The sequence below is a fragment of the Pseudoalteromonas sp. S8-8 genome (assembly GCF_000497875.1).
GTDB lineage: Bacteria > Pseudomonadota > Gammaproteobacteria > Enterobacterales > Alteromonadaceae > Pseudoalteromonas > Pseudoalteromonas arctica.
In genome coordinates this window covers 1-25,679 of the sequence record NZ_AUTR01000010.1, presented here as the reverse complement: position 1 = coordinate 25,679, position 25,679 = coordinate 1, and the positions used below count along the sequence as shown (strand labels likewise).

General features: G+C 39.5%; 23 protein-coding genes and 4 tRNA genes. 16 read left to right on the top strand and 11 right to left on the bottom strand.

The window, feature by feature from the left end; translation table 11 throughout:
• Positions 1 to 3: 3 nt before the first annotated feature.
• The 3 genes from L659_RS0102290 to L659_RS0102280 all read right to left on the bottom strand — a co-directional run bounded on the left by L659_RS0102290 (position 4) and on the right by L659_RS0102280 (position 2,524).
• On the bottom strand, positions 4 to 687 hold the full coding sequence (locus tag L659_RS0102290) for a ubiquinone biosynthesis accessory factor UbiJ (RefSeq protein ID WP_024589469.1): 684 nt from the start codon (positions 685 to 687) through the stop codon (positions 4 to 6).
• Between the two features lie 11 nt (positions 688 to 698).
• Positions 699 to 1,454, bottom strand: a complete 756-nt coding sequence (gene ubiE, locus L659_RS0102285) for a bifunctional demethylmenaquinone methyltransferase/2-methoxy-6-polyprenyl-1,4-benzoquinol methylase UbiE (protein ID WP_024589468.1) — start codon at positions 1,452 to 1,454, stop codon at positions 699 to 701.
• 83 nt (positions 1,455 to 1,537) lie between these two features.
• Positions 1,538 to 2,524 carry a GGDEF domain-containing protein gene (locus L659_RS0102280; protein ID WP_024589467.1) on the bottom strand — a complete coding sequence of 329 codons (987 nt, stop codon included), beginning with the start codon at positions 2,522 to 2,524 and terminating at the stop codon, positions 1,538 to 1,540.
• A 358-nt stretch (positions 2,525 to 2,882) separates the two neighbouring features.
• Here L659_RS0102280 and L659_RS0102275 point away from each other — a divergent pair, with 358 nt between their 5' ends.
• Positions 2,883 to 4,664, top strand: coding sequence for a DUF885 domain-containing protein (locus L659_RS0102275; RefSeq protein ID WP_024589466.1), 1,782 nt, complete (start codon positions 2,883 to 2,885; stop codon positions 4,662 to 4,664).
• A 180-nt stretch (positions 4,665 to 4,844) separates the two neighbouring features.
• Positions 4,845 to 6,326, top strand: a complete 1,482-nt coding sequence (locus tag L659_RS0102270; protein WP_024589465.1) for an FMN-binding glutamate synthase family protein — start codon at positions 4,845 to 4,847, stop codon at positions 6,324 to 6,326.
• A 48-nt stretch (positions 6,327 to 6,374) separates the two neighbouring features.
• On the opposite strand, the gene mtnK is transcribed toward L659_RS0102270, so the two are convergent.
• Positions 6,375 to 7,592, bottom strand: a complete 1,218-nt coding sequence (gene mtnK / locus L659_RS0102265; RefSeq protein ID WP_024589464.1) for an S-methyl-5-thioribose kinase — start codon at positions 7,590 to 7,592, stop codon at positions 6,375 to 6,377.
• A 129-nt stretch (positions 7,593 to 7,721) separates the two neighbouring features.
• On the opposite strand from mtnK, the gene mtnA reads away from it, so the two are divergent.
• Positions 7,722 to 8,747 carry an S-methyl-5-thioribose-1-phosphate isomerase gene (gene mtnA / locus L659_RS0102260; protein WP_024589463.1) on the top strand — a complete coding sequence of 342 codons (1,026 nt, stop codon included), beginning with the start codon at positions 7,722 to 7,724 and terminating at the stop codon, positions 8,745 to 8,747.
• Between the two features lie 63 nt (positions 8,748 to 8,810).
• Here mtnA and L659_RS0102255 read toward each other — a convergent pair whose 3' ends face one another.
• Genes L659_RS0102255 through L659_RS0102245 form a run of 3 tightly spaced genes read right to left on the bottom strand, consistent with a single transcriptional unit; the run spans position 8,811 to position 10,662 of the window.
• The gene (locus L659_RS0102255; protein ID WP_024589462.1) at positions 8,811 to 9,353 is read right to left on the bottom strand and encodes a 1,2-dihydroxy-3-keto-5-methylthiopentene dioxygenase; all 543 of its coding nucleotides are present in this window, start codon (positions 9,351 to 9,353) and stop codon (positions 8,811 to 8,813) included.
• A complete protein-coding gene (gene mtnC, locus L659_RS0102250) occupies positions 9,350 to 10,036 on the bottom strand; it encodes an acireductone synthase (RefSeq protein WP_024589461.1) in 687 nt (228 codons plus the stop codon). Before mtnC ends, L659_RS0102255 begins: the two co-directional genes overlap by 4 nt.
• Entirely contained in the window at positions 10,033 to 10,662 is a 630-nt protein-coding gene (locus L659_RS0102245) for a methylthioribulose 1-phosphate dehydratase (RefSeq protein WP_024589460.1), read from the bottom strand. Before L659_RS0102245 ends, mtnC begins: the two co-directional genes overlap by 4 nt.
• A gap of 108 nt (positions 10,663 to 10,770) precedes the next feature.
• Between L659_RS0102245 and L659_RS0102240 the strand changes: the two genes are divergently transcribed.
• The 4 genes from L659_RS0102240 to L659_RS01000000122875 all read left to right on the top strand — a co-directional run bounded on the left by L659_RS0102240 (position 10,771) and on the right by L659_RS01000000122875 (position 14,780).
• Complete coding sequence (locus L659_RS0102240) at positions 10,771 to 11,913, top strand: methionine aminotransferase (protein WP_024589459.1); 1,143 nt, start codon at positions 10,771 to 10,773, stop codon at positions 11,911 to 11,913.
• Positions 11,901 to 12,674: an amidohydrolase gene (locus L659_RS0102235; RefSeq protein ID WP_024589458.1), complete on the top strand. Its 774-nt coding sequence runs from the start codon at positions 11,901 to 11,903 to the stop codon at positions 12,672 to 12,674. Before L659_RS0102240 ends, L659_RS0102235 begins: the two co-directional genes overlap by 13 nt.
• A gap of 75 nt (positions 12,675 to 12,749) precedes the next feature.
• Positions 12,750 to 14,165 (top strand): mannose-1-phosphate guanylyltransferase/mannose-6-phosphate isomerase, encoded by a 1,416-nt coding sequence (locus tag L659_RS0102230; protein ID WP_024589457.1) that lies wholly within the window; start codon positions 12,750 to 12,752, stop codon positions 14,163 to 14,165.
• 69 nt (positions 14,166 to 14,234) lie between these two features.
• A complete protein-coding gene (locus L659_RS01000000122875) occupies positions 14,235 to 14,780 on the top strand; it encodes a hypothetical protein (RefSeq protein ID WP_231388424.1) in 546 nt (181 codons plus the stop codon).
• Between the two features lie 40 nt (positions 14,781 to 14,820).
• On the opposite strand, the gene L659_RS0102220 is transcribed toward L659_RS01000000122875, so the two are convergent.
• The 3 genes from L659_RS0102220 to L659_RS0102210 form a co-directional block, all read right to left on the bottom strand.
• A complete protein-coding gene (locus tag L659_RS0102220; RefSeq protein WP_024589456.1) occupies positions 14,821 to 16,977 on the bottom strand; it encodes a response regulator in 2,157 nt (718 codons plus the stop codon).
• A gap of 167 nt (positions 16,978 to 17,144) precedes the next feature.
• Positions 17,145 to 17,801 carry a helix-turn-helix transcriptional regulator gene (locus L659_RS0102215; protein ID WP_004334929.1) on the bottom strand — a complete coding sequence of 219 codons (657 nt, stop codon included), beginning with the start codon at positions 17,799 to 17,801 and terminating at the stop codon, positions 17,145 to 17,147.
• Positions 17,802 to 18,020: 219 nt separating this feature from the next.
• Positions 18,021 to 18,389 (bottom strand): histidine triad nucleotide-binding protein, encoded by a 369-nt coding sequence (locus tag L659_RS0102210; RefSeq protein WP_007579887.1) that lies wholly within the window; start codon positions 18,387 to 18,389, stop codon positions 18,021 to 18,023.
• 92 nt (positions 18,390 to 18,481) lie between these two features.
• On the opposite strand from L659_RS0102210, the gene L659_RS0102205 reads away from it, so the two are divergent.
• A complete protein-coding gene (locus L659_RS0102205; RefSeq protein ID WP_024589455.1) occupies positions 18,482 to 19,081 on the top strand; it encodes a DUF2057 domain-containing protein in 600 nt (199 codons plus the stop codon).
• A gap of 59 nt (positions 19,082 to 19,140) precedes the next feature.
• On the opposite strand, the gene L659_RS0102200 is transcribed toward L659_RS0102205, so the two are convergent.
• Complete coding sequence (locus L659_RS0102200) at positions 19,141 to 20,982, bottom strand: M1 family metallopeptidase (RefSeq protein WP_024589454.1); 1,842 nt, start codon at positions 20,980 to 20,982, stop codon at positions 19,141 to 19,143.
• Between the two features lie 143 nt (positions 20,983 to 21,125).
• Between L659_RS0102200 and murB the strand changes: the two genes are divergently transcribed.
• From murB to tuf, 8 genes are all read left to right on the top strand, one after another.
• On the top strand, positions 21,126 to 22,136 hold the full coding sequence (murB, locus tag L659_RS0102195) for a UDP-N-acetylmuramate dehydrogenase (RefSeq protein ID WP_024589453.1): 1,011 nt from the start codon (positions 21,126 to 21,128) through the stop codon (positions 22,134 to 22,136).
• Complete coding sequence (birA, locus tag L659_RS0102190; RefSeq protein WP_007579893.1) at positions 22,133 to 23,125, top strand: bifunctional biotin--[acetyl-CoA-carboxylase] ligase/biotin operon repressor BirA; 993 nt, start codon at positions 22,133 to 22,135, stop codon at positions 23,123 to 23,125. Before murB ends, birA begins: the two co-directional genes overlap by 4 nt.
• Positions 23,122 to 23,832, top strand: coding sequence for a type III pantothenate kinase (locus tag L659_RS0102185; protein ID WP_024589452.1), 711 nt, complete (start codon positions 23,122 to 23,124; stop codon positions 23,830 to 23,832). The genes birA and L659_RS0102185 overlap by 4 nt, the downstream gene beginning before the upstream one ends.
• 126 nt (positions 23,833 to 23,958) lie before the next feature.
• A tRNA-Thr gene (locus L659_RS0102180) sits at positions 23,959 to 24,034 on the top strand.
• Between the two features lie 40 nt (positions 24,035 to 24,074).
• Positions 24,075 to 24,159 (top strand) — tRNA-Tyr (locus tag L659_RS0102175).
• Positions 24,160 to 24,203: 44 nt separating this feature from the next.
• Positions 24,204 to 24,278: transfer RNA gene (locus L659_RS0102170), tRNA-Gly, on the top strand.
• A gap of 11 nt (positions 24,279 to 24,289) precedes the next feature.
• A tRNA-Thr gene (locus tag L659_RS0102165) sits at positions 24,290 to 24,365 on the top strand.
• A gap of 128 nt (positions 24,366 to 24,493) precedes the next feature.
• Positions 24,494 to 25,678: an elongation factor Tu gene (gene tuf, locus L659_RS0102160; protein ID WP_024589451.1), complete on the top strand. Its 1,185-nt coding sequence runs from the start codon at positions 24,494 to 24,496 to the stop codon at positions 25,676 to 25,678.
• Position 25,679 lies beyond the last annotated feature (1 nt).

The following is a 25,679-nucleotide window of genomic DNA, read 5'->3' as shown; positions in this document are numbered from 1 at the left end:
TCCTTAGCGGGTGTTTGAAGGTGAAAAAGAGTTTAACAGGGTATTTATACGCTGCTCAACAGCAGCGACTTGGCCTTTGAGTTCTCTATTTTTTTGTTTAAATTGCTCAAGTTCTAATGGGTGAATAGTAATTGCGAGCTCATCTTGGCATAAACTTGTAAGCATTGTACTTATTTTAGTGTTGGTTTTGCTGCTCTTTTGTTTTAGTTTTTTTAAGTGCAGATATAACTGCTGGGCGGGAGTATCACCAATGTATCTAGAGAGCTGTTCAGGCCAATCAATATCAATGCCTGAAAACGCATTACTATAAGTTTGCGCAATATTTAAATCGCCTTGTAAGTTGAGCTTATCTTGGCGAATTAACTGGGTAAGCATAGCTGGGTTTTTAAGAGCTAAAAGCGTGTCTATGTCTGCGCTGATCATACAATCTGCGTTTTCATTATTTTGAGCACTGTATAAGTGTAATTGCTCAGCGCTATAAACAAGTTGGATGCTTTGTTGCCAATCTCTTACTTCAACCACTAAGCGCTGATATTTAACTGCGCTTAGCTTTTGAGATAATTGTGGGTCAAGGCTAAGTGCTTGATTTAGTACACGCTCAATAAGCGAGAGTACAAAACTAGGTAACATAAAAAATTCAGATGGCATTGCATCATTATTATTTTTTGTTATTTTCTCAAGCGCCATAACTGCTAGCCTTAATATTTAAAACCACGATGCAGCGCAACAATTCCGCCTGTGAGGTTTTGGTATGTTGTTTGCTCAAAGCCTGCATCTTCCATCATCGCTTTTAGCGTGTCTTGATCTGGATGCATACGAATAGATTCAGCTAAATACTTATACGATTCACTGTCGTTAGCAACTAGCTTACCCATTGTAGGCAATAAATTAAATGAGTAAAAATCGTAAGCTTTACTAAGTACGTCATGCTCTGGTTTTGAAAACTCTAAAACAAGTAAACGACCACCTGGCTTTAAAATGCGGTACATAGAGCGTAATGCTTTGTCTTTATCGGTAACGTTACGTAAGCCAAAGGCAATAGTGATCACATCAAAGCTATTATCTGGGAACGGCAGCATTTCTGCATTCATTTGTACGTAGTCTATATTGCCCACTAACCCAAGATTATGTAGTTTTTCACGACCAACTTTAAGCATAGATGAGTTTATATCACCTAAAACAACTTGACCCGTTTCGCCCACTAATTGACTAAATTTTGCAGTTAAGTCGCCAGTACCGCCGGCTAAATCGAGTACATGATGGCCTTTACGAACACCTGAGCTTGCAATAGTTTGACGTTTCCATAAACGATGCACACCAAAAGACATTAAATCATTCATTACATCGTATTTTGCAGCTACTGAGTGAAATACATCAGCAACCATAGAAGCTTTGTCGTTCTCGGCTACTGTTTTATAACCAAAATGCGTGGTCTTTTGTTCGGTTTCGTTCATGATTAATCTCTATCGTGACAATAGAGGTTAGTGTACTTTATTGTACGCAGTAGGTGCAATTTGAATATGATTTATCAGGTAATTTATTGCCCTGCAGTGTAACTACTTTGCCCTAATGAACGTGCTTTAAAAGCCGCATGAGATGCTTTTTTTGCTAACTGATTAAAATCATCTTCTTGTTGATGCTGTGCAATTCCTAGTGATAAGCCAATACTTGGTAGCTTGATACCTGTTTTTGAACTAACAAAGCGTAGCTTTTCGACCCCATTTCGTACTTTCTCGGCTATCACATTGGCCGTATCTGGGTCGATGTCGGCGAGCAAAACAGTAAATTGATCTTTAGCTGTGCGACCAGGTAAGCCACTTTGAAAAACATATTTTTGCACTTGCTTAGCTACCTTACTCAAAATGACTTCACCAATAATATCACCATAATTTTTAGTAAAGTGGTCAAGGTTGTCTATTTGAATCGCTATTGCGCAAATAGATTTTTGTTGATTAGTCCACACTTGGGTTTGTTGCGTTAAATAATGGCGCTTATAAAGCCCTGTTTGGCTATCAATAATATGCTGTTTACGAAGTTGAGTTAGGTGCTTTTGTGTTTTTTCGTGTAGTTGTTTGGCTTTGCTTAGTTCTTGCTTAAATTGCTTATGTTGGTTGAGTAATTCGGCGGTTTGATTATGAAGTACTTCAAGCGCTTGACGGCTTTGTTCTATGTTGTTCTCATCTAGCGAATGTACGCATTCGCTTACTTGACCCGCAAAGCGAATTATTTGCTTTTCAGTAGCTTGAGAATTTTGAGAAAGTGAGTTTATAACACCATCAACATTTTGAATCATGTTAACTTGCGCTTTGTGCCCAGTATTTAAAAACTCAGAATGTAGCTGTTCAATTAAAACGCTATCTATATTGTCTTCAACAGCAATAGCACGGTCTAAAGCTTTATTTAGCTTGAGATTAGTTTGACTGGTATAAGCATAAATAACTTGATAATTCAGCGGCGTAGGTGGGAGCGCATAACGCTCTAAAAAAACACACACTTTGGTCATTTTTTCTTGTGCAATAGCCATGGAATCATGGAACATCATTTTTTAAATACCAACTAAGTACGCATAAGTGCAAATTCGAATATCTCATTCCATGAGGCGGTTATGCGTCCGAGCTTTTTATTATTTTTTACTACAGTAATCGTTATGTGCGTTATTTAAAAGTAAAAACAGATGTTAGGGAACTTAAATTTTACTTTAGCAGCTTGATAGCTGTTTTTCTCATCAATTAAGCTTATTATTAACTCTGTTAGTGTCGCTTTTCACTTTAATACACTTGTTTTTAGTAAGGTTTATTAATTAAAGTTGGTCTCATTTACTTGCTATTTATTTAGCCTGCGATAGCTTTGTGAAATTAATAACACTGCTAAGTTACATTATAATGAATCATTTTTTAATTAAGCCACTTCGCCAATATTTATTTGGCATCACGGTTTTGTGCTCATTGAGTGCATGCCAAATAACAACACCAAATGCCAATAAACAATTCACCCAAGTAGCGAAAAGCATTGTCGATTATAGGCAAAGTACTAATCCTTATAGAAACTTAGAGGGAGTTGAAGGTTACTTATTACCAAATTTATCGCCCGAATTTTTAGCACAAGAATATAAAAATAAAACGCGATTACTTGCTGAATTAGACACTATTAATATTGAAAAGCTAAGCGATGAAAATCAAATTAACTTCGATATTATTCGAGCTCAAGTACAAAACAGTGTCGATGAATATGTATTTAATGCGCACTATATGCCGCTCACCTCTGAATATGGGTTTCATTCTGGTTTGTCGTACATAATAAATAGCTCTCAATATAAAAACCCGGAAGATTACCAAGTGTATCTTGCACGATTGGCGCAAGTTCCGCGCTTTTTTGAGCAAAACATGTATTGGATGAAAAAAGGGCTTGAGACTGGGCTTACTCAACCTAAAGCTGTATTGGAAGGTTATGAAGATTCAATTAATGCTTACATTGTTGACGATGTAACTACATCTGAGTTTTATAAACCTTTTTTAACTAATACAGCGGGTTTGAGCGACAGTGAATTTAAAGCACTACAACAAAAAGCCAAAATCATTATAAAAAAAGAGGTTATAAAATCTTATAAAGGTTACTTAGTGTTTTTTACGCAGCAGTATCGACCTTTTGCACGTACAAGTATTGGCATATCAGAAACACCTAATGGCGAAGCGTTTTATAAAAATAGAGCTAAGTACTACACCACCACCGACATGACACCTAAAGAGATTCACGAACTTGGCTTAAAAGAAGTTGAGCGAATTCGTAGTGAAATGGAAAACGTAATAGCAGAGGTAGGTTTTAAAGGCACGTTTGCTGAATTTATCCACTTTTTACGCACTGATCCACAATTTTACGCTACAACACCAGAGCAGCTTTTAAAAGAAGCATCTTATATTGCTAAAAAAATGGATGCACAACTGCCTAAGTTATTTCATACCTTACCGCGCAAACCTTATGGTGTAGCACCTGTACCGGCCAGTATTGCACCTAAATACACAACCGGTCGATATTCAGGCTCTAATCGAGATGATGAAGCAGGGTATTATTGGGTAAATACTTACGCTTTAGATAAGCGTCCTTTGTATGTTTTGGAAGCATTAACGCTGCACGAAGCAGTGCCAGGTCATCATTTACAGATATCACTTAATGCAGAGCTTGAAAATCTGCCGAGCTATCGTCGTGATGCTTACCTTTCGGCATTTGGCGAAGGTTGGGGGCTTTACTCTGAATATTTAGGTTTAGAAGCAGGCTTTTACCAAGACCCATATAGCCGTTTTGGTCGTTTGACGTATGAAATGTGGCGAGCAGCGCGTTTAGTTGTTGATACAGGTATGCATACGTATGGCTGGAGTCGCGAGCGTGCCATGAACTTTATGAGCGAAAATACAGCGCTTTCGTTGCATAACGTTAAAACCGAAACCGATCGTTATATTACATGGCCTGCACAGGCGCTTTCGTACAAAATAGGTGAGCTAACTATTAAGCGTTTACGCGCTGAGGCAGAGCAAGCGCTAGGAAAAAACTTTGATATTCGTGAATTTCATCATCAAATATTACGTCATGGTTCAGTGCCTTTATCAGTGCTAGAAACACAAGTACGCATGTATATAAAAAATGAATCAGTTAAGCTGGAAAGTAAATAAGTATAATTTTAAAAAATGGGTACTGAGTTGTTTTTATAGCTATTTAAGTTACTAGTTTGTTGGTAAGTGTTTGTATTTGTTATTTTAAGCAAGCAAGTTAGTAAATATAATGAGCCATTTAGTTCATTAAAACGGTCAGTATTTATTAGGTATTATTTTAAAAATCACCAAGGGTCATAAATGAGCAATTTTATAATGTTTAGTATCGATATATTTGCAAGTATGTTTATAGTTGTACTCGGGTTCGTTGTGCTTACTGTTATTATTTTTTATATTCGAGATGTAACGCAAACAAAGCATGCTATTAGACGTAATTACCCTGTTATTGGTCGCTTTCGATATTTTTTTGAACGCCAAGGGGAGTTTTTTAGACAGTACTTTTTTGCTCAAGATAGAGAAGAAATGCCGTTTAACCGCGCAGAGCGAAGCTGGGTTTATCGTGCAGCAAAAGATGTTGACCGTACAGCTGCGTTTGGTTCTACGCAAAGCTTAGAAGTAACAGGTACGGTTATGTTTATGAACTGTGCTTTTCCTACTTTAGATGAAGAAGCACTCGACCCGAGCAATGTTACTTTGGGTCCATACTGTAAAACACCTTACACAACCAACTCGTTATTCAATGTATCTGGTATGAGTTTTGGTGCGCTTTCAAAGCCAGCTGTACGAGCCTTATCAAAAGGGGCAAAACTAGCAGGTTGTTGGATGAACACCGGTGAAGGGGGGTTAAGCCCTTATCACTTAGAAGGGGGGGCTGATATTGTTTTCCAAATTGGTACCGCTAAATATGGTGCACGAGACGAGCACGGTAATTTAAGTACTGAAAAACTTAAAGAAATAGCGGCTCACGAACAAGTAAAAATGTTTGAACTTAAAATGAGCCAAGGCGCAAAACCAGGTAAAGGTGGTATGTTACCAGGGCGCAAAGTCAACGCCGAAATAGCTAAAATTAGGGGTATACCAGAAGGGCAAGATTCTATTAGCCCCAATGGTCATCCTGAAATTAAAAACCCAGCCGATATTCTCGATATGATTGCCACTGTACGTAACGCGACAGGAAAGCCTACAGGCTTTAAAGCGGTAATTGGTGCTTACGGATGGTTAGAAACGTTGTTCGCTGAAATAAACCACCGTGGTATAGAGTCTGCACCTGACTTTATTACCATAGATAGTGCTGATGGTGGTACGGGCGCAGCACCACAACCGCTTATGGATTCGGTGGGTTTACCACTGCGCGAAAGTTTACCGCTTGTAGTTAACATGCTTGAAAAACATGGGCTGCGAGATCGTATTAAAATAATCGCCTCAGGTAAATTAATTGTTCCTTCAAAGGTTGCTTGGGCGTTAGCGCTCGGTGCTGATTTTGTTGTATCGGCTCGGGGGCATATGTTTGCACTGGGCTGTATTCAGGCAATGCAATGTAATAAAGATACCTGTCCGACGGGTATCACTACGCATAACGAGCGTTTGCAACGTGGTTTAAATGTAGCTGATAAAGCGCAGCGAGTAGCTAACTATAATAAATACATTCATTACGGAGCTGGGCTAATAGCTCATTCTTGTGGTGTGACTAGTGCACGCGAATTAAAACGTGAACATGTACGTATAGTGCAAGAAAGTGGTTTATCAGAACCGCTCGATAAAATTTACGAAAACTATAAGTAAGTTTTTAACTAACTAAAAAAGGCGCTAATAGCGCCTTTTTAATGTTTTTTAGTTTAATTGGCTTATTAATAAACTAAAAAATGCTTCTTTGTTGTCGCATGTTTGGGCATTCAAAATAAGTTGCTCGCCTAGTGCTAATGTTTGTTTTTGCACTATAAGACGCGCTTTCTCATCATTTATGCTATCTATATCGGTTACATGTGCGAGCCCTATGGTGCGCCTAATTAACTCAGCACCACAGTAGCCAATGGCGTCTTGTAATACGCCCTTTATAAAGTATTCACCGTAGCCTGTAACCTTTAGCGCACCTTCAGTAGTGTGCTCATTTATAAGCGTAAGCCAATGCTGTTCAAATAAGGTATAGCATTCAACAAGGGTGCTTAATAAGTGGGTTTGGTAATTACGACGAGCCACAAAATCTTCAATATGCCCGTATTGTGCGCAGTAATTTAAAAGTAAATTGCCAATAAAAGAGCCAATATCGAACCCAGCAGGTCCAAAAAAACCAAACTCTGGGTCAATCATCTTTGTATTATTACAATCAACAAAAATGCTACCGCTGTGCATGTCACCATGAAGTAATGTTTGCGGGTTAGATAAAAAATTAGCTTTTAGTTTTGCTATTTCTAACTTTAATACGCTGTTTTTGTGTATTGCATCAACTTCGTTTTGTAGTTGCTTTGGGTAGTTATTGCGTTCGTGCTCAATGTACGGATCGCTAAAAAATAAGTCTTCAGTGATTTGGCAGAGCTCAGGATTAGTAAATTGACTAACGAGTGCTTTTTTAGTTTGTGCGGTTAAATAAAAATCTGAATTATAAAAGCCAGTATGGCTTAAGTAGGTCGCTACATGCTGCGCCAATTTAGGAAATTGCTCCGCATTATTTTGTGCAGTGCGCAGTATTTGTAAATTACCTAAATCCTCTAAAATAGTCAGCGCTTGCATTTCACTATAATGTAAAACCCTAGCAGTATAAGTTGGGCAAATAGCGCCATGATTAAGCAAAACTTGCGCTTCTATACGAGCTCTATCAAGTGTTAATGGCCACGACTCGCCCACACAACGCGCGTAAGGCAGAGCTTGCTTCAAAATAACGCTATTGTTTTGCTCATCAGTAATTCTAAATACCAAATTAAGATTGCCATCGCCAAACTCATATGCCGATAAGGTTTGTCCTTGAGCAAAAAAATTACATTGTTTAGATTCAATTAATGTCGATACGTAATCGATAGCGCGCTGTGCGTTAAAAGCAACATAGTTAGTCATGGTTTAAATCTCAAAAATCAGCTTTTAAGCATTCTATACCTTTAAATGTTTAGATGTCTATAAGTCTAACTTGAGAGTTATTCAAAGTGGTGTAAAATAACGTTACGTATTTTTAATACCTTAAGCATTATGCAAAATTTAATCGCAAGCAGTTTAAAATATGAAAACGGGTCGCTTAGTGTGCTCGACCAATATTTACTACCTCACCAGCAGGTATGGCATCAATGCCATGATGTAGAAACCATGAAAGAGCTGATCATTAGTTTAAAAGTACGTGGAGCTCCACTTATTGGTTTAAGCGCGAGCTTGCTAGTGGCGTATTTAGCTGAGCAAGGGGTAGTTAAAAGTGAGCTTGAAAAAGCAATCAATGAGCTAGAAGCCACTCGCCCAACGGCGGTTAATTTAATGCATTGTATGGCGGCATTGCGTAAAGCTTTAACGCAAAGCGATTATGTTGCCAGTATTGTTACCACAGCCGAGCGGTTGTTTATTGAAGATATTGAGCTGTGTGAGCGAATGGCAAACCGTGGCGCCGAACTTATAAATAGTGGCGACAATGTATTAACTCATTGTAATACAGGGGCGCTTGCAACCGCTGGTATTGGTACTGCACTAGGTGTTATCTATAAAGCGCAGCAAAAACATGGCAACGTACATGTGTGGGTTGATGAAACACGGCCATTATTACAAGGCGGTCGCTTAACTGCCTTTGAGCTTGAGCGCTGGAAAATACCTTACACATTAATTTGCGATAATATGGCGGCAAGTTTAATGGCTGCAGGTAAAGTAGATAAAATAGTGGTAGGGGCTGATCGTATTGCTGCCAATGGTGATTTTGCTAATAAAGTGGGCACCTATAATTTAGCCGTACTTGCGTATTTTCATAACATTCCATTTTATGTGGTCGCGCCTATTACGACGCTTGATACCAACACCGCGTGTGGTGATGATATAGAAATAGAGCAACGTAATCCTCAAGAAGTGCGCGGAGTTAGCGGTAGCTTTGGCGAAGCTTTATGGGCGCCCACCAATGCTAATGTATATAACCCTGCATTTGATATAACGCCGGCAAAGCTGGTCACAGGGTGGGTGTTAGATACGGGTGTGTATAACCAAAGTCAGGTAGAAAATGGCGATCTCATAAAGCTTAAGTAACTTCGCGATATTTTTGGTCCACGTTATGTTTATTAGTGTGGACCAAGGTTTTGAATGACTAACTTACGATAATAGCGGAAATTGCTCTGCAATAGACGAGTCAGTACTTTTTGCTACCCAGCCCTCTGTATTGCTAAATAAGCGAATGGCAGTAAACTCAGGGTCGCTTCCCATATCAAACCAATGCGGGGTAAGTTCAGGTACTGAAATTAAATCGCCTTGTTGGCAAAGTACCTGATAAACCTTATTGCCTAAATGCAGGCAAAATAGCCCTTGGCCTTTTACAAAAAAACGCACTTCGTCTTCATTATGAGTATGTTCAAATAAAAACTTTTTGCGTAGCTCTGAAGCGGCAGGATTGCCTTTAGCTAGAGATATAACGTCTACTGTTTGATAGCCATTTTCGATTTTTAACCGATCTATATCGCTTTTGTACGCACTAATAATTTGCTCATGGGTGGTGTGCTCATTAATATCTGCATTTGTTTGCCACTGTTCAAAACGTACGTTTACTTTAGCTAGTTGCTTTGCAATATCATCAGCATTTGATGTGTTTACAAGTGCTTTGTTTGCATTGTTGTCGGCATACACTGTTAATTGGCTCATACTAATTGCCCCAATTTAAATTGGCTAAAGTCATTAATATAAGGGTGTGCTTTAGTGCTTGCTTGCCCATCACGAATTAAATGTAGTGTTTTTAAGCCTGCAGCTTGCGCGGCATCAAGTTCACCGGCTACATCACTTAAAAAGAGTATTTCTGCTGCTTTAAACGGTAATAGCTTAACAATAGTGTTATAGGCTGTTTGTTCTTGTTTTGCGCCAACTTTGGTGTCAAAAAAGTCAGTAAACAAGCTGCTAATGTCGCCATAATCACTGTATTTAAAAAGTAGCTGCTGCGCTTTTACCGACCCTGACGAGTACACATACAAAGTAATATCGTTGTTGTGTTGAGCTTGTAAAAAATCAAATGCATCTGGGTATAAATGACCTTTAAAATCACCGTGTTCATACCCTGTTTGCCAAATTAAGCCTTGTAACTGCTTAAGTGGAGTGATTTTTTTATCTTCATCAATCCAGGTAAGTAAAGTGCTAATGACTTCTTCTATATCGGCGTTTGGCTTTTCGACAAGGGCTTTCACGGCACTAATTTGCTCGGCTACATCAGGCTTATCAGCATTGGCACGTACAAAGGTAGGTAACTGCTTTGCCGCGTAAGGAAACAACACCTCTTTAACAAACGAGATGCGGGTTATTGTGCCTTCGATGTCGGTTAAAATGGCTTTAATCATTTAGTTACTCCCGCTTGAATACCGATTATTTTCAGGCGCTCTAGTTCGCAACTAAATAAAAACTCTAAGGCTTCTAGGTGGCGACGAACTTCATCAATATTACGCCCTACTGCATATAAGCCATGACCACGTATCAGTACGCCGTGCTCTATCGGCGTATGTAAATGATGGTCACTGACCAGCAGGCTTAATCGGTCAATATCTTGATCGTTATCGAAAATAGGAATGCTCAGCGTTTCTAAATGCGAAGTAAAGCCGCTCAGTGCTTTTTGCATTTCATAGCCTGTTAAATCAAGCTGATGCCTTTGGGTAATTTGCGACAGTACGGTGGCGGCTACAGAGTGAGTATGCAAAACACACTGTGCATCAGGTATAAGCTGATACAAACTTAGGTGTAATTGTGTTTCTGCCGATGGCTTTACAGCTCCTGCTAGGCGCTCGCCTTGGTGGTCTAATTGCAAAAAATGCTCTTGCGTAAGTGAGCCTTTATCGTGCCCACTTGCCGTAACAACAAAGCCAGTGCTAGTACGAGCTGAAAAATTTCCACCTGTTGCGGGTACCCAGCCTTTTTGGCTAACCCATTTTCCGGCTTCAATAAGTTGTGAAATAGCGGTATTGTTTTGCATACATTCCTCACTAATGAGCGTAAAGTTAATTGTTTTTAGACGGCTATACTTCTGTTTTAAGCAATGATAGCATCGCTGTAAGCGCAAAACCATCATTAAGGGCATCACGTGTTTGAAAGTAAATTACCAAATTTAGGCGTTAGTATATTTAGCCAAATGAGTGGGTTGGCTAATGAGTTTTCGGCAATTAATCTCTCTCAAGGCTTTCCTGAGTTTGATGCTCCTGATCTTTTAAAAACGCAGTTAAATTATTATGTGCAGCAGGGCGTTAATCAATATTCACCTTCAAGTGGTGTACCACGATTACAGCAACAAATTGCTGATTTAGCAAAGCATAAATATGCAGCTGCTATAAACGCAGCTGATCAAGTTACTGTTACCTCAGGTGCAACAGAGGCATTGTTTGTGGCTATTCAAACAATCGTGCGCCCCAGTGATGAAGTGATTGTATTTGACCCTGCATATGACTCCTACCAACCCGCAATTGAACTCGCTGGTGGAAAGTCGGTACACATTGCTTTAAGTGCGCCAAATTACACTATTGATTGGCAAGTAGTGAGCCAAGTAATTACTAAAAATACCCGTGCAATTATTATAAATACGCCTCATAACCCAAGCGGTAAAATATTACAGCCACAAGATATAAAAGAGCTTAAAGAGTTAGTTGGTACTCACAATTTGTATGTAATAAGCGACGAGGTATATGAGCACATTACGTTTGATGAACAACCACATTTAAGCGTATTACGCGATGATGAATTATTTGCCAAAAGCTTTGTTGTATCGAGTTTTGGTAAAACGTTTCACAGTACGGGCTGGAAAATGGGTTACTGTATTGCACCTGCCGATTTAGCTGTCGAATTTAGAAAAATTCATCAGTACGTTACGTTTTCAAGTTTTACCCCCGCACAGCATGCGCTTGCCGATATGCTCGAGCAGCAAGGCGAGCATATAGATGAGCTAAGTGGGTTTTATCAGCAAAAACGCGACTTATTAGCGAGCCATTTAAGTAATAGTCGTTTTAAAATTTTACCTAGCCAAGGCACTTACTTTTTATTATTAGATTACAGTGATGTATCGGATTTAAACGATGTTGAATTTTGCCATTGGTTAGTTGAGCAAGCAGGTGTGGCGGCTATTCCGTTAAGTGTGTTTTATCAAAAACCACCAACCGATAAAGTAATTCGCTTATGCTTTGCTAAAAACGACAACACTCTCATAGAGGCTGCGCAAATATTATGTCAACTTTAACCATTACAGCATTGCAAAGCTCGCTTTATTGGCTTGATAAAGACGCTAATTTAGCCATGTTTAATAAACAGCTTGACGCAATTACGCATCAGCCCGATCTTATTTTACTGCCAGAAACATTCTCGACTGGCTTTGCTATTAATTTAGATTGTGCAGAGCCCGAAAATGGTAAAGTACTGACTTGGTTAAAAGCGCAGGCTCATAAACATAATGCGGTTATTGCGGGTTCGGTACTTGTTGCACAAGGCGATAAAAAAGCAAATCGGTTTTATTGGGTAAAACCCGATGGAGAGGTGAGTTATTACGATAAGCGCCATTTATTTCGCTTAGGCAGTGAGGGCGACTACGTTGTAGCAGGGCAAGCGCGCAAAGTTTTTGAAATCAATGGTTTTAAACTATTACCGCAAGTATGTTATGACCTGCGTTTTCCGGTATTTCAACGCAATAATAACGACTACGATGTAATGATAAACGTAGCAAATTGGCCTGCTGTACGCCGCCATATTTGGGATACGTTACTTATGGCGCGTGCAATGGAAAACCTATGCTACGTAGTAGGCGTTAATCGCGTGGGGGAAGACGGTAATGGTGCCTCGCACAATGGCGGTACAGCGGTATACGACTTTAAAGGCGATGCCTTAACTAAAGCGCAAGATAACACTGAGCAGCTAGTTACTATAACACTTGAAAAAGCACCACTGGATGAGTTTAAAGCAACGTTTCCTACCTATTTAGATGCAGACCCTTTTACATTAATATAGACAGGTTAATTTAGCGCAGAGCTAATAAAGTGTTAAAATAGTCGCTGATATTTTTGTTGGCGGCTAATATACATTATGAACACTTTAATCACTCCTGTAATTTTAGCTGGTGGCATAGGCTCTCGCTTGTGGCCGCTTTCTCGCCAAGCAATGCCTAAACAATTTTTACCACTACTAAATGAAAACACGTCATTGCTACAAAGTACGTTGGCGCGTGTTTCTAATGAGTTGTTTGATAATGCTATTTTAGTGTGTAATGAGCAGCACCGATTTATTGCCGCCGAGCAAGCTGCAAGCTCAACTCCTAGTGCATTATTACTCGAACCCAAAGGTAAAAATACCGCGCCTGCCATCGCATTAGCCGCCCACTATGCACTGCAAAATGGGATTACCGGTCCACTATTAGTGATGCCTGCCGATCATCATATTAAAAACTTTGATGTATTAACAGCTAAGCTCCCAGAAGCTGTAAAACTTGCTGAGCAAGGAAAGCTAGTTACATTTTCTATTACTCCTACAGAACCGCATACTGGTTATGGCTATATAAAACAAGGCTCGGCTATTGCTGGAACTGGTTGTTACGATGTTGCACAATTTAAAGAAAAGCCTGACTTAGATACAGCGAACCGTTATTTAGCTCAAGGTGGTTATAGCTGGAATAGCGGCATGTTTTTATTTACCCCCGCAGCCTATTTAAAAGAGCTCGAGCGGTTTGCGCCAAAAATAGCAACGAGTGTCGCTGCAGCAGCACAATTTACTAAAGATTTAGGGTTTACCCGCCCAAGCAACAGTGCGCTTGAACACTGCCCAAGCGATTCAATTGATTACGCCATTTTAGAGCGCAGTAATAACGTAGTTGTTATGCCTGTTGATTTAAAATGGAGTGATGTAGGTAGTTTTTCATCCCTTGATGCGCTTACAAAAAAAGATAAAAACGGTAATAGTTTAAACGCTAATTATATGGCTCAAAAAAGTACTAATAACTTAGTTATTAACGAGGCTGAACACACTATTGCCACGCTTGGAGTAAGCAATTTAGCAATTATTCATACCCACGATGCCACACTAATTGCAAACCAAAATGAGCTAGATTCTTTGCCTTTGTTGCTTAAGCAAATTGCTACAACACAGGCTGATAAACTTAACCATCATCAAGTGGTTTTTCGCCCATGGGGGAATTACCGTACTTTGGTTGAAGGCATTGGCTTTAAAGTTAAAAAAATTACTGTTATCAGCGGTGCTAAGCTTTCGACGCAGCGCCATCAGCATCGCGCTGAACATTGGGTTGTGGTTTCGGGTATTGCAGATGTGTGTATTAATGAGCAAGCGTATACGCTAACGCACGACCAATCGTGTTATATCGCCGCAAAACAAATTCATAGCTTGGCTAATAATCAAAAAGAGCCGCTAATAGTCATTGAAGTGCAAACCGGTGCTGTACTTGATGAAAGCGATATAGAGCGATTTGATGATAAATATGGAAGGGGTTAAAAAATCAGATCCATGCCAAAAAGGACGTTTCAATATTAATGAGTAAAATAATTTATAAAATAACGACGGATGTTAATCATTTCAGAGTCATATTTCGCTGATAGCGAAGCTTTATGTGAACCTGACCTATGGAAGCCTGATGGTTCATCAAAAGAGTCTACACTGATAAATTTTAGTGCCCATTATAATAATGAAAAAGAGACACCCCTAGGTGATTTCACTGCAATTAATTTACAAGGCCTTGCTATAAGGGATCATGTTGCAAATGAGTTAGCTGAACTTTTCGAAGATTCGGGAGAGTTACTTCCTTTCTATGTAGGTGATGACAACTGGTACTTTTATAATGTCACTCGAAAAATAGAGGGTATATTAAATGTTGAGATGAGTACTTTTATGCTGCCAAGTTTAAATATCGGATTACAAAAAGCGGTGTTCAAAAAAGAAAAACTACCAAAGCATAGCTGCATATTTAAAATGCCAGAAGACCGATTTGAAGGCACTTACGTTTTTGACTCTCGTGTAAATGATAAAGATATTACTTTAAACCTCTTTTGTGCCTTGCGAGCACATGGTTTCACAGGTCTTAACTTTGAAGAGGTAGCGAGATTTGATTAACTTAAAGTAAAATTTAAAAAACCTTAACGCTTTTTTAATTTCACTCTAACTGCCCGCGCACAAACTTTAAATATTGCTCTAAGCTGCGTTGCCACAGATCTAACGCTTCATCAAGCATATCGTTGTGTGGCTTTTTATCGAGTAAACGACGTTCTATTTTTTTAAGCTCAATACCATAGCGATTAAAACCAAGTTGCAGAGCGGTACTTGCTTGGCGATGTAAAAGCTTAATGCATTGCTCTGGTTGTTGGTCAATAAGCTTTTGACAGCGAATTAGCTTGTTACGCGCCGAGAGCACAAACTCATTATAAATCGACGATACTTCATCTTCACTAAATGAGCTGGTGAGTGTTTCGGCCGCTGTTTTGTCATACAAGGTATCAATAAGTTCTACTGCAATACTCGCAGTTTGATTAGATTGAGAGTCGCTAAGTGCTTGGCGAAGCTTTTCGTGCTTAATAGGCTTGCCTACAATGTCTTTTATTCCTAATTCTAAATATTCTTTTACTTCGTCAGGGCTAAGGCTTGCAGTAAATGCGAGTACTGGAGTTCGTTGATTTTTATGATCAATGCGTTTTAGACGTTTAAGTACTTCTTGGCCTGTTAAATCAGGTAGGTTCATATCAAGCAAAACAACATCGAAGTGGTGAGCTTGCATGAGCTCTATGGCGCTTTTCCCATCTTTTGCGAGCTTAATTTTGTGCTCATCGTCGGCCATAAATTCTATAGCAATTTTTTGATTTAAATCTAAATCTTCAACCAGTAGTACATCAAGACCTGTTAAGTAATCTTTAGTTTGATGGCGCTGCTCTACAAGGCTTAATTCACCTAAAGTAAAAGTAACGGTAAAGCTAAATACACTACCAGTACCAAGCTGGCTGGCTATTTCGAGTCGGCTACTGAGCTTTTCAAGCAGGCGACTGGTAATAGCTAAGCCAAGGCCAGTTCCGCCTTTTTCTTTTCCTGCGCTACTTTGTACATAAGGTTCTGTTAAGTAGGCTATCTCATCATTTTCTATACCTGGCCCTGAATCTTTGACACTAATTTTTATAGTGTGCTCAAGTTGTTTTTCTAATACTAAATCAACCTGAATTTTAACGGTTCCGTGGTCTGTAAACTTAATGGCATTACCTACTAAATTAATAATTATTTGCCTAAGTTTTTGCTGGTCGCAGTAATAACAGGCTTGCTCAGGAATATTACATATTAGTTCAAACTTGAGTTGCTTTTGCTCGGCGAGAGGGCTTAGTAATAAGCATAAATTATTAAGCCATGTTTTAAACTCTACATCTTCTTCGTAAAGCGCTTCGTCACTTTGATCTAGGCTCGCGTAATCAAGGACCTTATCTACCAATAAGTTAAGTGATTCGGCAGAATTTATAATCGCTTCGCAATAGGCTTTATTGCGGGTATCACTTGTTTGGTTCATAACAAGTTGGGCGCTGCCTAAAATACCGTTTAGCGGGGTGCGAATTTCGTGGCTTATAGTTGATAAAAAGAGCCCGCGTATTTCTAAATCTTTTTGTGCTTTATCGGCTAATTTATTGAGGTGCTGCTCTCTGCGCTCATTACATAATAACGCCATACCTGCAGCATAAAACATGGGAGCAATTACGCCATTTAAAAATAGCAAAGAGCTAAACCAGCCGTTTACTAAAAGATTTTTTTGTTCAATGTTATCCATAAATAACGAGCGGCCAATAAAGCTTAAAGCAACAAGCGTTAAAATGGTTATGTATACAATACTGCCATTAGGATAGGGTTTGCGTGCACACTTGATAAATATAAACAGTAAAAAACCGGCTTCTGCTATGTGTTGTATATCGGATGCAATCACTCTTTCGTGTAAAGATGGGTCAAAAAAGGTGTAATAGCCAAGCATTACAGTGCAAAAAGCGGTCACTGAGCAGAGTAATTTAAAACCAATACCGCGATAATTTAAAAACTGACTAAGTGAAAGGCAGTGTACTATTGATGCGGCAAACATCATGCTACTGGCAGCGCTAATAATTACTAAATTATGTGTATCACCAACAAGAGTAAAGCCAATAACAGAGCCTAATAGCAATATGGGATAGAAAATGTATAGCAGCGTGCCCGATATTTGTTTGTTTGTTCGCCATGTCAAAAAGTTAAGTAAGGTCATTACGACCATGATGGCGATGCTGGCAAAATAAAGAGTGAAGGAGTCGAGCATTAATATTCCAGCAAAGTAGCTATTAAACTAAGGTTATCAAAAGTATACACTTATACCAATCCTCAAAACAGATTACTTAATTAAGCTAATTGGTATTAAATAAGTGTATAGCACATACAAAAACAGACACCTAAGTGTCTGCTTTTAAATTTAAACTAAATATTTGATTAACGAATTTCATCAGGGATATTTTGTTGTGCCCACGATAGAAGTTCAATACGGTTACGACATTTGGTTTTTCTAAATGCGCTGTATAAATGTGTTTTAACAGTATGTGGACTAATACTTAAATCTTCTGCGATCTCTTTATTTTTCGAACCTTTACTCATTAGTGAGATTATTGCTTTTTCTCGCTTAGTAAGTTTAACAGGCTCAATATCACCTTCGGTTAGTTTATGCAGCGCATCTTTATTAAATTGCAGCATACGATTTAATGCATTACACATAATATCGCGACGGTACCAAAGTTGATCTTCAAGTAGTAAGCGAATACCTTTCATTAATACATCGGCGTTATCTGTTGTGTAAAATACGCCACGAATACCGCTTAACAATGCACGATTAGCAAGCTCAGGGTTTTCGTCTAAATTAAATAATATGATATCGCATTTAATACGTAGGTTTACTAGTTGTTCTTTTAGTTTTCCCCATGCATCCTTGCTTGATGTTTCAATAAACAAAAGTCGAGTCCCTTCAGGTATGTCTAAAATATTAGTACCTGTGGTTACGTCAAGGCCTTGCGTTTTTAACAAAGGTTCTAAAACGTTAATACCAATAGTGTTAATTGGCTCTTGATCTAATAACAAAAAGGCTGAACTGCTCATGTTTTTTATACTCTTTTATAAAGCTGACTGACTAAGTTTACCACGACTTCCACACCTTTTGTATTAGAAAATCGCTGATGTACTCAATAACAAATACGATATTACGATTATTTAAACACAAAATGTTGCAAATAAGTAACTATTTATTCTTTATAACTATGAAAATTATAACATTTGTAACTAATTAATTGAGTGGAACAATTTAATAAAAACTTTTAATTATTTTACTTTTTTTACATTTTGATAAGGTGGCCAGCCCATTTCTTTACCGCCAAGCATGTGTAAATGTATGTGATAAACAGTTTGCCCACCATGTTCGTTACAGTTCATAACTACGCGGTATCCGTCCTCAGCAAAATTATGTTGCTTAGCTAATTTAGCTGCAACTACGTATAAGTTGCCTACTAAATGTGAGTTTTCAGGATTTATATCATTTATAGTAGCAATTGCTTTTTTTGGGATAATTAACACATGAAATGGCGCTTGTGGGTTTATATCTTTAAATGCGAGAGTGTTTTCATCTTCGTAAATAATATCTGCTGGAATTTCACGATTAATGATTTTGGTAAAAATAGTTTCTTGGCTCATAGTGTGTTCCTAATTAAGTGTTGTGAATTTTAAGCTCACTAATGACAAACTTTCAAAGCAGTGTCAAACTGAAATCAAATAAAGGAGTTAATATGCTTAAACCAATTTTAATAAGTAGTGCAGTTGCATTACTACTTAGTTTTTCGGCTAATGCTGAGAATATTCACTTTCCAGAAGAATTTGTACCACTGCAAGTGGGCGATAAAATGCTAGAAAGCTCTTTGTTTAGTCGTATTGATGATGTAGAGCTTGCTCCCGGAACTTATCAGCTTAGGCTAAAGTACACCGATTTATATGAAGATGATTATGACACGCATGAAGTTGTGGAGTCGGAACCATTTTGGGTAAGTGTAACTGTTGAAGCAGGTAAAGATTATACCTTAGTGTTTAATCGTGCTGAAAATTCAGTATCTGCAAAAGTATTTGCAGAAGCACCACAAGTTAGTTTAAAAGCAAAAAGTAGCGCTGTTGCTAAGCCTTTAAGTGTTATTTCTAACACGCAGCTAGCAAGCAATAAACCGGTAATGCAAAATACAATGCCTGCAGGACCTTCACGTCCTAGTCAGCCAATAAAGCCGATAGCACCAATTACAGGTAAAGGAATGCCAAGTGCGCCGCAAATGCTTGATTTTTGGTGGCAACAAGCTACAACTACAGAGCGTAAAGCTTTTTTAGAAAAAGTAACAAAGTAAAATAACAGAAAAACAAAAAGGGCCAAATTTGGCCCTTTTTAGTTTCTAGTTAACGCTATTTATTCAAATAATGCGTCAATAGTACCTTGCGCAAGAGGGTGATACCCAGGGCGTGCTTTTAAGTACACGCTTTGTGCCCAGTCTTTTTTACCGTTAGTGATAAGTGATTTATATAACGGCACAATTAACTTACGACGGCCAATACCTGATAAGTGCTTATTAAGCGCAGGATAAATTGGTTGATAACCATTACCTACTGCTAGCATAAACCAAGCAAACGCACGTTCAGCGTTAGTTGATTGCGTTAGGTTAAATTCACTATCAAGCTCGCTCATTTTCTCTATGCTTAAATCGCGTGGTAAGTTATTTAAAAAGTGTAGCCACTCATGCACAGACCAATCAGCCGTTGGTAGTTGAGCTGCTGTTGTGTCGCCTTTCAACCATGCTGCTGTTGCAGTATCTACTTTATCAAATGCATCAGAAGTAGGGTTTGGCGCATCACTTGGTAAGCCAGGCTCAAAAATCCATTCGTTTACTTTATCCATACTTACAACACCAGGGTACTTCTCAATTAAGTTAGCTTTTAAGTAAGTAACAAATTGCGCGGTAGTAAGTGATTTAAACGAAAATTCTTTAAAGTATGCTTTTACAAACGGGTCAAACTTATCGCGGCCATATTTGTTTTCTAGATAGATTAAAAATAACTGACCTTTAGTGTAAGGCACTGAGCTAAACGCATCGTCTGGGTCGCGGCCATTAAGTTTTAAATTAAGGCGTGTATCTGGTGCATCAATTGTTTTAATTTGTGCGCGTAAAGACGCTGAATCAAGTGCTTGTTCCATAACCGCACGGTCATGACCAAATACTTCTTCCATAATGCGGTTTTCAACGTACGAGGTAAAACCTTCGTTTAACCATAAATCTTCCCACGTTGCGTTAGTTACTAAGTTACCTGACCAAGAATGAGCAAGCTCATGGGCAATAAGGTTCACTAAGCTTTTATCACCGGCAACAACCGTTGGGGTTATAAATGATAAGCGTGGATTTTCCATGCCACCAAACGGAAAGCTAGGCGGTAGCATTAATAAGTCGTAACGACCCCATGCATATTCGCCGTACATAGCGTTTGTTTTGTCGATCATGGCTTGGGTGTCGTCAAACTCAGCAACTGAGGCATCTAAAATAGTAGGCTCAGCAAATATGCCCGTTTGATGCGACATTGCTTTAAATTCTAAGTTACCTGCGCCAATAGCAATTAGGTAAGGTGAAATTGCTTGCGGCATATCAAAAATGTAGTCGCCATCTTTATAAAGCGCATCTTTGTTATCAGCACTCATTACAGCACGTATATCTTTTGGTGTATGAATTCGTGCAGAGTAAGTTACACGCATTGCGGGTGTATCTTGCACTGGGATCCAACTACGCGCATGAATTGCTTGCGATTGGCTGTACATGAATGGGTGCGTTTTACTTGCCGTTTGCTCTGGTGTTAACCATTGCAGGCCAGATGCTTCTGGACGACTGTTGTAGTAAATACGAACTAATTCAGCTTGGTTTTTAAACACAATAGTAAGCTTTGAACCTTTAACGTCATCTCGCTTAGCTAAATCAAAAGTCGCCTTTTTCCAGTTACCACTTTGATCTTTGTACATTACTTTATCAATGTCTAAGTCGCGGGTATCAAGTACGAGAGTTCTACTTTTGCTGTTGTTCCACTGAAGAGTATGCTCCACAAAACCTTCTAACTGCTTGTCGGCAAAGTCGACATCTAAATCAAGGTTTAAGTGAGTAGTAACAACATCGTCAAGGTTAGCATACGAGTTTTGGTCAATCGCATTAGCCATTGCTTGCGAACACATACCCGCCATAGCGAGGCTTAAAAAAAGAGGTTTAATTTTCATCATTACTCTGAACACAAATAAAAAAGTGCTGGTTTTATATCACGATTGACACGGTGGGTTGAGTGATTTTTACAATCTAGTGCCACATTTGCGACGATGAGGTAAACTATTGCGATTAGTTACCGGTATTTTTAGAGAGCTTTGTGGCGCATTCATTACACTCCTTACATACATTCGCATTAAACAGCCAATGCCAAAATTTTGTTGAAATTACTCAGCTTGAGCAACTTAAAACGCAAAGTTTTAGTGCACCGTTTTGTTTGCTAGGCGAGGGCAGTAATACCGTATTTTTAAATGACTACATGGGTACGGTTATAAAAATAGCCTTAAAAGGTATTAAAATTACCGAGCGTGAGAGCGACACACTAATTAGTATTGCTGCAGGCGAAAACTGGCATCAACTAGTCAGTTATTTATTAGAGAAAAATATACCCGGGCTTGAAAATCTAGCACTTATACCGGGCACTGTGGGTGCATCGCCGGTACAAAATATTGGTGCTTATGGCGTTGAGATAGCTAAATTTGTCGAGTTGGTAGAGTACTTTGATATAACTACTAAAACTATGCACTCACTAAATAACGAGCAATGTGAATTTGCTTACAGAGACTCAATATTTAAAAATGCTCTCAAAAATAAAGCGGTGATCACGCAAGTGCATTTAGCGCTCCCAAAAAAATGGCAACCAGTATTAAGTTATGGCCCCCTGCAGCAGCTCTCAAGCATCACCCCGCAAGCAGTATTCGATCAAGTTATAAAAACGCGCAATAGCAAATTACCTAACCCATATACACTTGCCAATGCGGGTAGCTTTTTTAAAAACCCAATAATAACCAACCAGCAGTTAGCTGAGCTATTAAAGCAATTTGTAGATTTACCTCATTACGAATATGGACAAAGCCATCACAAGGTCGCAGCAGGTTGGTTAATCGATCAAAGTGGTTTAAAAGGGCACCGCGAGGCAGGTATAGAAGTGCATCAACAACAAGCACTAGTACTTGTTAATCACGGAAATAGTGAAGGTGGTGACCTAATAAAAATGATTAAACACATTCAGCAAGTTGTTTATACGCGTTACGGCATTATGCTAGAACACGAAGTGCGTTTAATGGATGCGCGCAGCGAATGCCATATTAACGCGGAGCCTGAGCAATGAAAGCACCTGATGGAAACAAACTCGCTATTTTAAATGCACTTAACCAAGGGGGCTTTGTATCTGGCCAAGCCTTGGGTGAAAAGCTAGGAATTAGCCGAGCTGCGGTGAGTAAACATATCAAAACGTTACAAGAAATGGGCTTGGATATTTTTAAAGTGACTGGCAAAGGCTATTGTTTGAATAGTCAGGTGGGCCTTTTAAATAAAACACAAATTGATCAGCACTACAAAGCGCTAGGTGCAAATACTGCCGATGTAGAAGTACACCCTATTATTGATTCGACCAACAGCGAGCTTATGCGCCGTATACAGGCCAAAACAGCGCTTGAGTCTGGCACTGTTATTGTTGCTGAAATGCAGCAAGCAGGACGCGGCCGACGCGGCCGTGTTTGGCAATCCCCATTTGGCGCTAATTTGTATTACAGTTATTTTTGGCGCTTAGATGACGGGCTTCAAGCTGCAATGGGTGTATCAATTGCGGTAGGCCTTGCTGTTTATGATGCAATTAAAGCGTTATACCAAATTGACGTAGAGCTTAAATGGCCTAACGATATTTATATAAATAAACAAAAACTTGCAGGTGTATTGGTTGAATTAGATGGGCAACCGCAAGGACCTTGTCAGTTAGTGATTGGTATAGGTATTAATTTACAAATGCCTGAGAGTTTTAGCCAACATATAGACCAAGCGTGGACCGACTTAAATCAACATACTCAAAAGCTTGATAAAAACCAGCTGGTGGCGTCACTTACTTATCATTTAGAGCAGCGTTTAGTGCAGTATCGTCAAACTGGCTTACAAGATATGTATGAGCAATGGAATTCGCTTAATGCGTTTGCTGGCGATTATGTTGAGCTAAATACAGGACACCGAAGCTGGCGTGGAATATGCGAAGGTATTGACCCACAAGGTGGAATACGAATTCGCCAAGATGGTGAAGTAAAAAGTTATTACGGTGGGGAAGTCTCCCTCAGAAAGGCGCAAGTATGAGATTACTGATCGACGTAGGAAATACATCACTAAAAGCTGTGCTGTGGCATAACGAGCAAGCACAACCAGCAGATATAAATAACCTACCTTGGTTGCAAATAACCGAAGTGATTTATGCGTGCGTAGGGCGCAGTGATTTACTAAATGATATTCTCGTGCAAGCGGCTAGCAATAATATTACTTGCTTTGAGGCCAAGGTAACCAAAACGCTTGGAGATCTTGTATGCGCTTACGAGCATGTGGGTAACTTAGGCATAGACAGGTGGTTGGCGCTTATTGCAGGCTTTATGCTATACCCAAATAAAGCATGTATTGTTGTTGATGCAGGCACCGCAACCACAATTGACGTGCTCGATAGTGAAGGCCTACATTTAGGTGGCTGGATTTTACCCGGGCTTGATTTAATGACCTCATCGCTTACACAAAACACCCAACGTGTTTTTGATGACGGTAAAACACCGTTTACTAATGAATTGGGTAAAAACACGCCAAATGGTTTAAAAAACGGTGCCTTAGTGGCAACCATCGGGGCAATTGAGCAAGCTAAGCTGAATTTAACGGCTCAAAAAACAGAACAAGCAACACAAATTATTTTTGCTGGTGGCTATGGCTCACTATTGCAGCAGCAATTTGCAGGAAGTATTTTTGATTCATTGCTCGTAATGAAGGGATTGAATTATTGGTACGAATTAACCGAAACAGTATAAAAAAGTGCAAAAAACGCGTTTTCGCGTGAATATTGAGCATTTAAACTAAAAATTTACACTTTTTTTAATTTTATTGTTGCATCCCAATAAACCTTACTCTAATATCTCGCCCCGTACTAAAGCAGTGCCGACTTAGCTCAGCTGGTAGAGCAACTGACTTGTAATCAGTAGGTCAACCGTTCGACTCGGTTAGTCGGCACCACTTTCCTTTTACCGGAAGTGAATTAGTAGAGAATTATCGTGGAGGGGTTCCCGAGCGGCCAAAGGGATCAGACTGTAAATCTGACGGCTCAGCCTTCGCTGGTTCGAATCCAGCTCCCTCCACCACTTTATTCTTGACGGTTAGAGGTAGTTTAAGAACAGATTTTTATGCGGGCATCGTATAATGGCTATTACCTCAGCCTTCCAAGCTGATGATGCGGGTTCGATTCCCGCTGCCCGCTCCAGTTCTTGTGTTGCTGATATAGCTCAGTTGGTAGAGCGCACCCTTGGTAAGGGTGAGGTCGGCAGTTCGACTCTGCCTATCAGCACCAGTCCTAAGAATCTCCTTGATTACTTCCTTTATCTGTCAGAAAATACTATTTGAAAAAATTAACTTAATCTACCTCTGGTGGATTATTTTCATATGTAATTTAGATACACAAAACTGATAGGTTCCGTCATGGCAAAAGAAAAGTTTGAACGCGTAAAACCGCATGTAAACGTTGGTACAATCGGCCACGTTGACCACGGTAAAACTACACTAACTGCAGCAATCACTAACGTACTTGCAAAAGTATACGGCGGTGTTGCTAAAGATTTCGCATCAATCGACAACGCTCCTGAAGAGCGCGAACGTGGTATCACTATTTCAACGTCTCACGTTGAATACGATACTCCTTCACGTCACTACGCACACGTAGATTGTCCTGGTCACGCCGATTATGTTAAAAACATGATCACTGGTGCTGCTCAAATGGACGGCGCGATCTTAGTAGTTGCTGCGACTGATGGCCCTATGCCACAAACGCGTGAGCACATCCTTCTTTCTCGTCAAGTTGGCGTTCCTTACATCATCGTGTTCATGAACAAATGTGACATGGTAGATGACGAAGAGCTACTTGAACTAGTAGAAATGGAAGTTCGTGAACTTCTTTCAGAATACGATTTCCCAGGTGATGACTTACCTCTAATTGCTGGTTCTGCGCTTAAAGCGTTAGAAGGCGAGAAAGAGTGGGAAGATAAGATTGTTGAGCTTGCAAACGCACTTGATACTTACATCCCAGAGCCAGAGCGTGACATTGATAAGCCTTTCATCATGCCTATCGAAGACGTTTTCTCAATCCAGGGTCGTGGTACTGTTGTAACTGGTCGTGTTGAAGCTGGTATCATCCGCATCAATGACGAAGTAGAAATTGTTGGTATCAATGATACAACTCGTTCTACTTGTACTGGTGTTGAAATGTTCCGTAAGCTTCTAGACGAAGGTCGTGCTGGCGAAAACATCGGCGCACTTCTACGTGGTACTAAACGTGAAGATGTTGAACGTGGTCAAGTACTAGCTAAGCCTGGTTCAATCAACCCACATACTACATTCACTTCAGAAGTATACGTACTTTCGAAAGATGAAGGTGGTCGTCATACTCCATTCTTCAAAGGTTACCGTCCACAGTTCTACTTCCGTACAACTGACGTAACAGGTGACGTACAGTTACCAGATGGCGTAGAAATGGTAATGCCTGGTGATAACATCAAGATGACAGTAACTCTAATCGCACCAATCGCGATGGATGAAGGTCTTCGTTTTGCTATCCGTGAAGGTGGTCGTACTGTAGGTGCTGGTGTTGTAGCAACTATCGTAGCGTAAT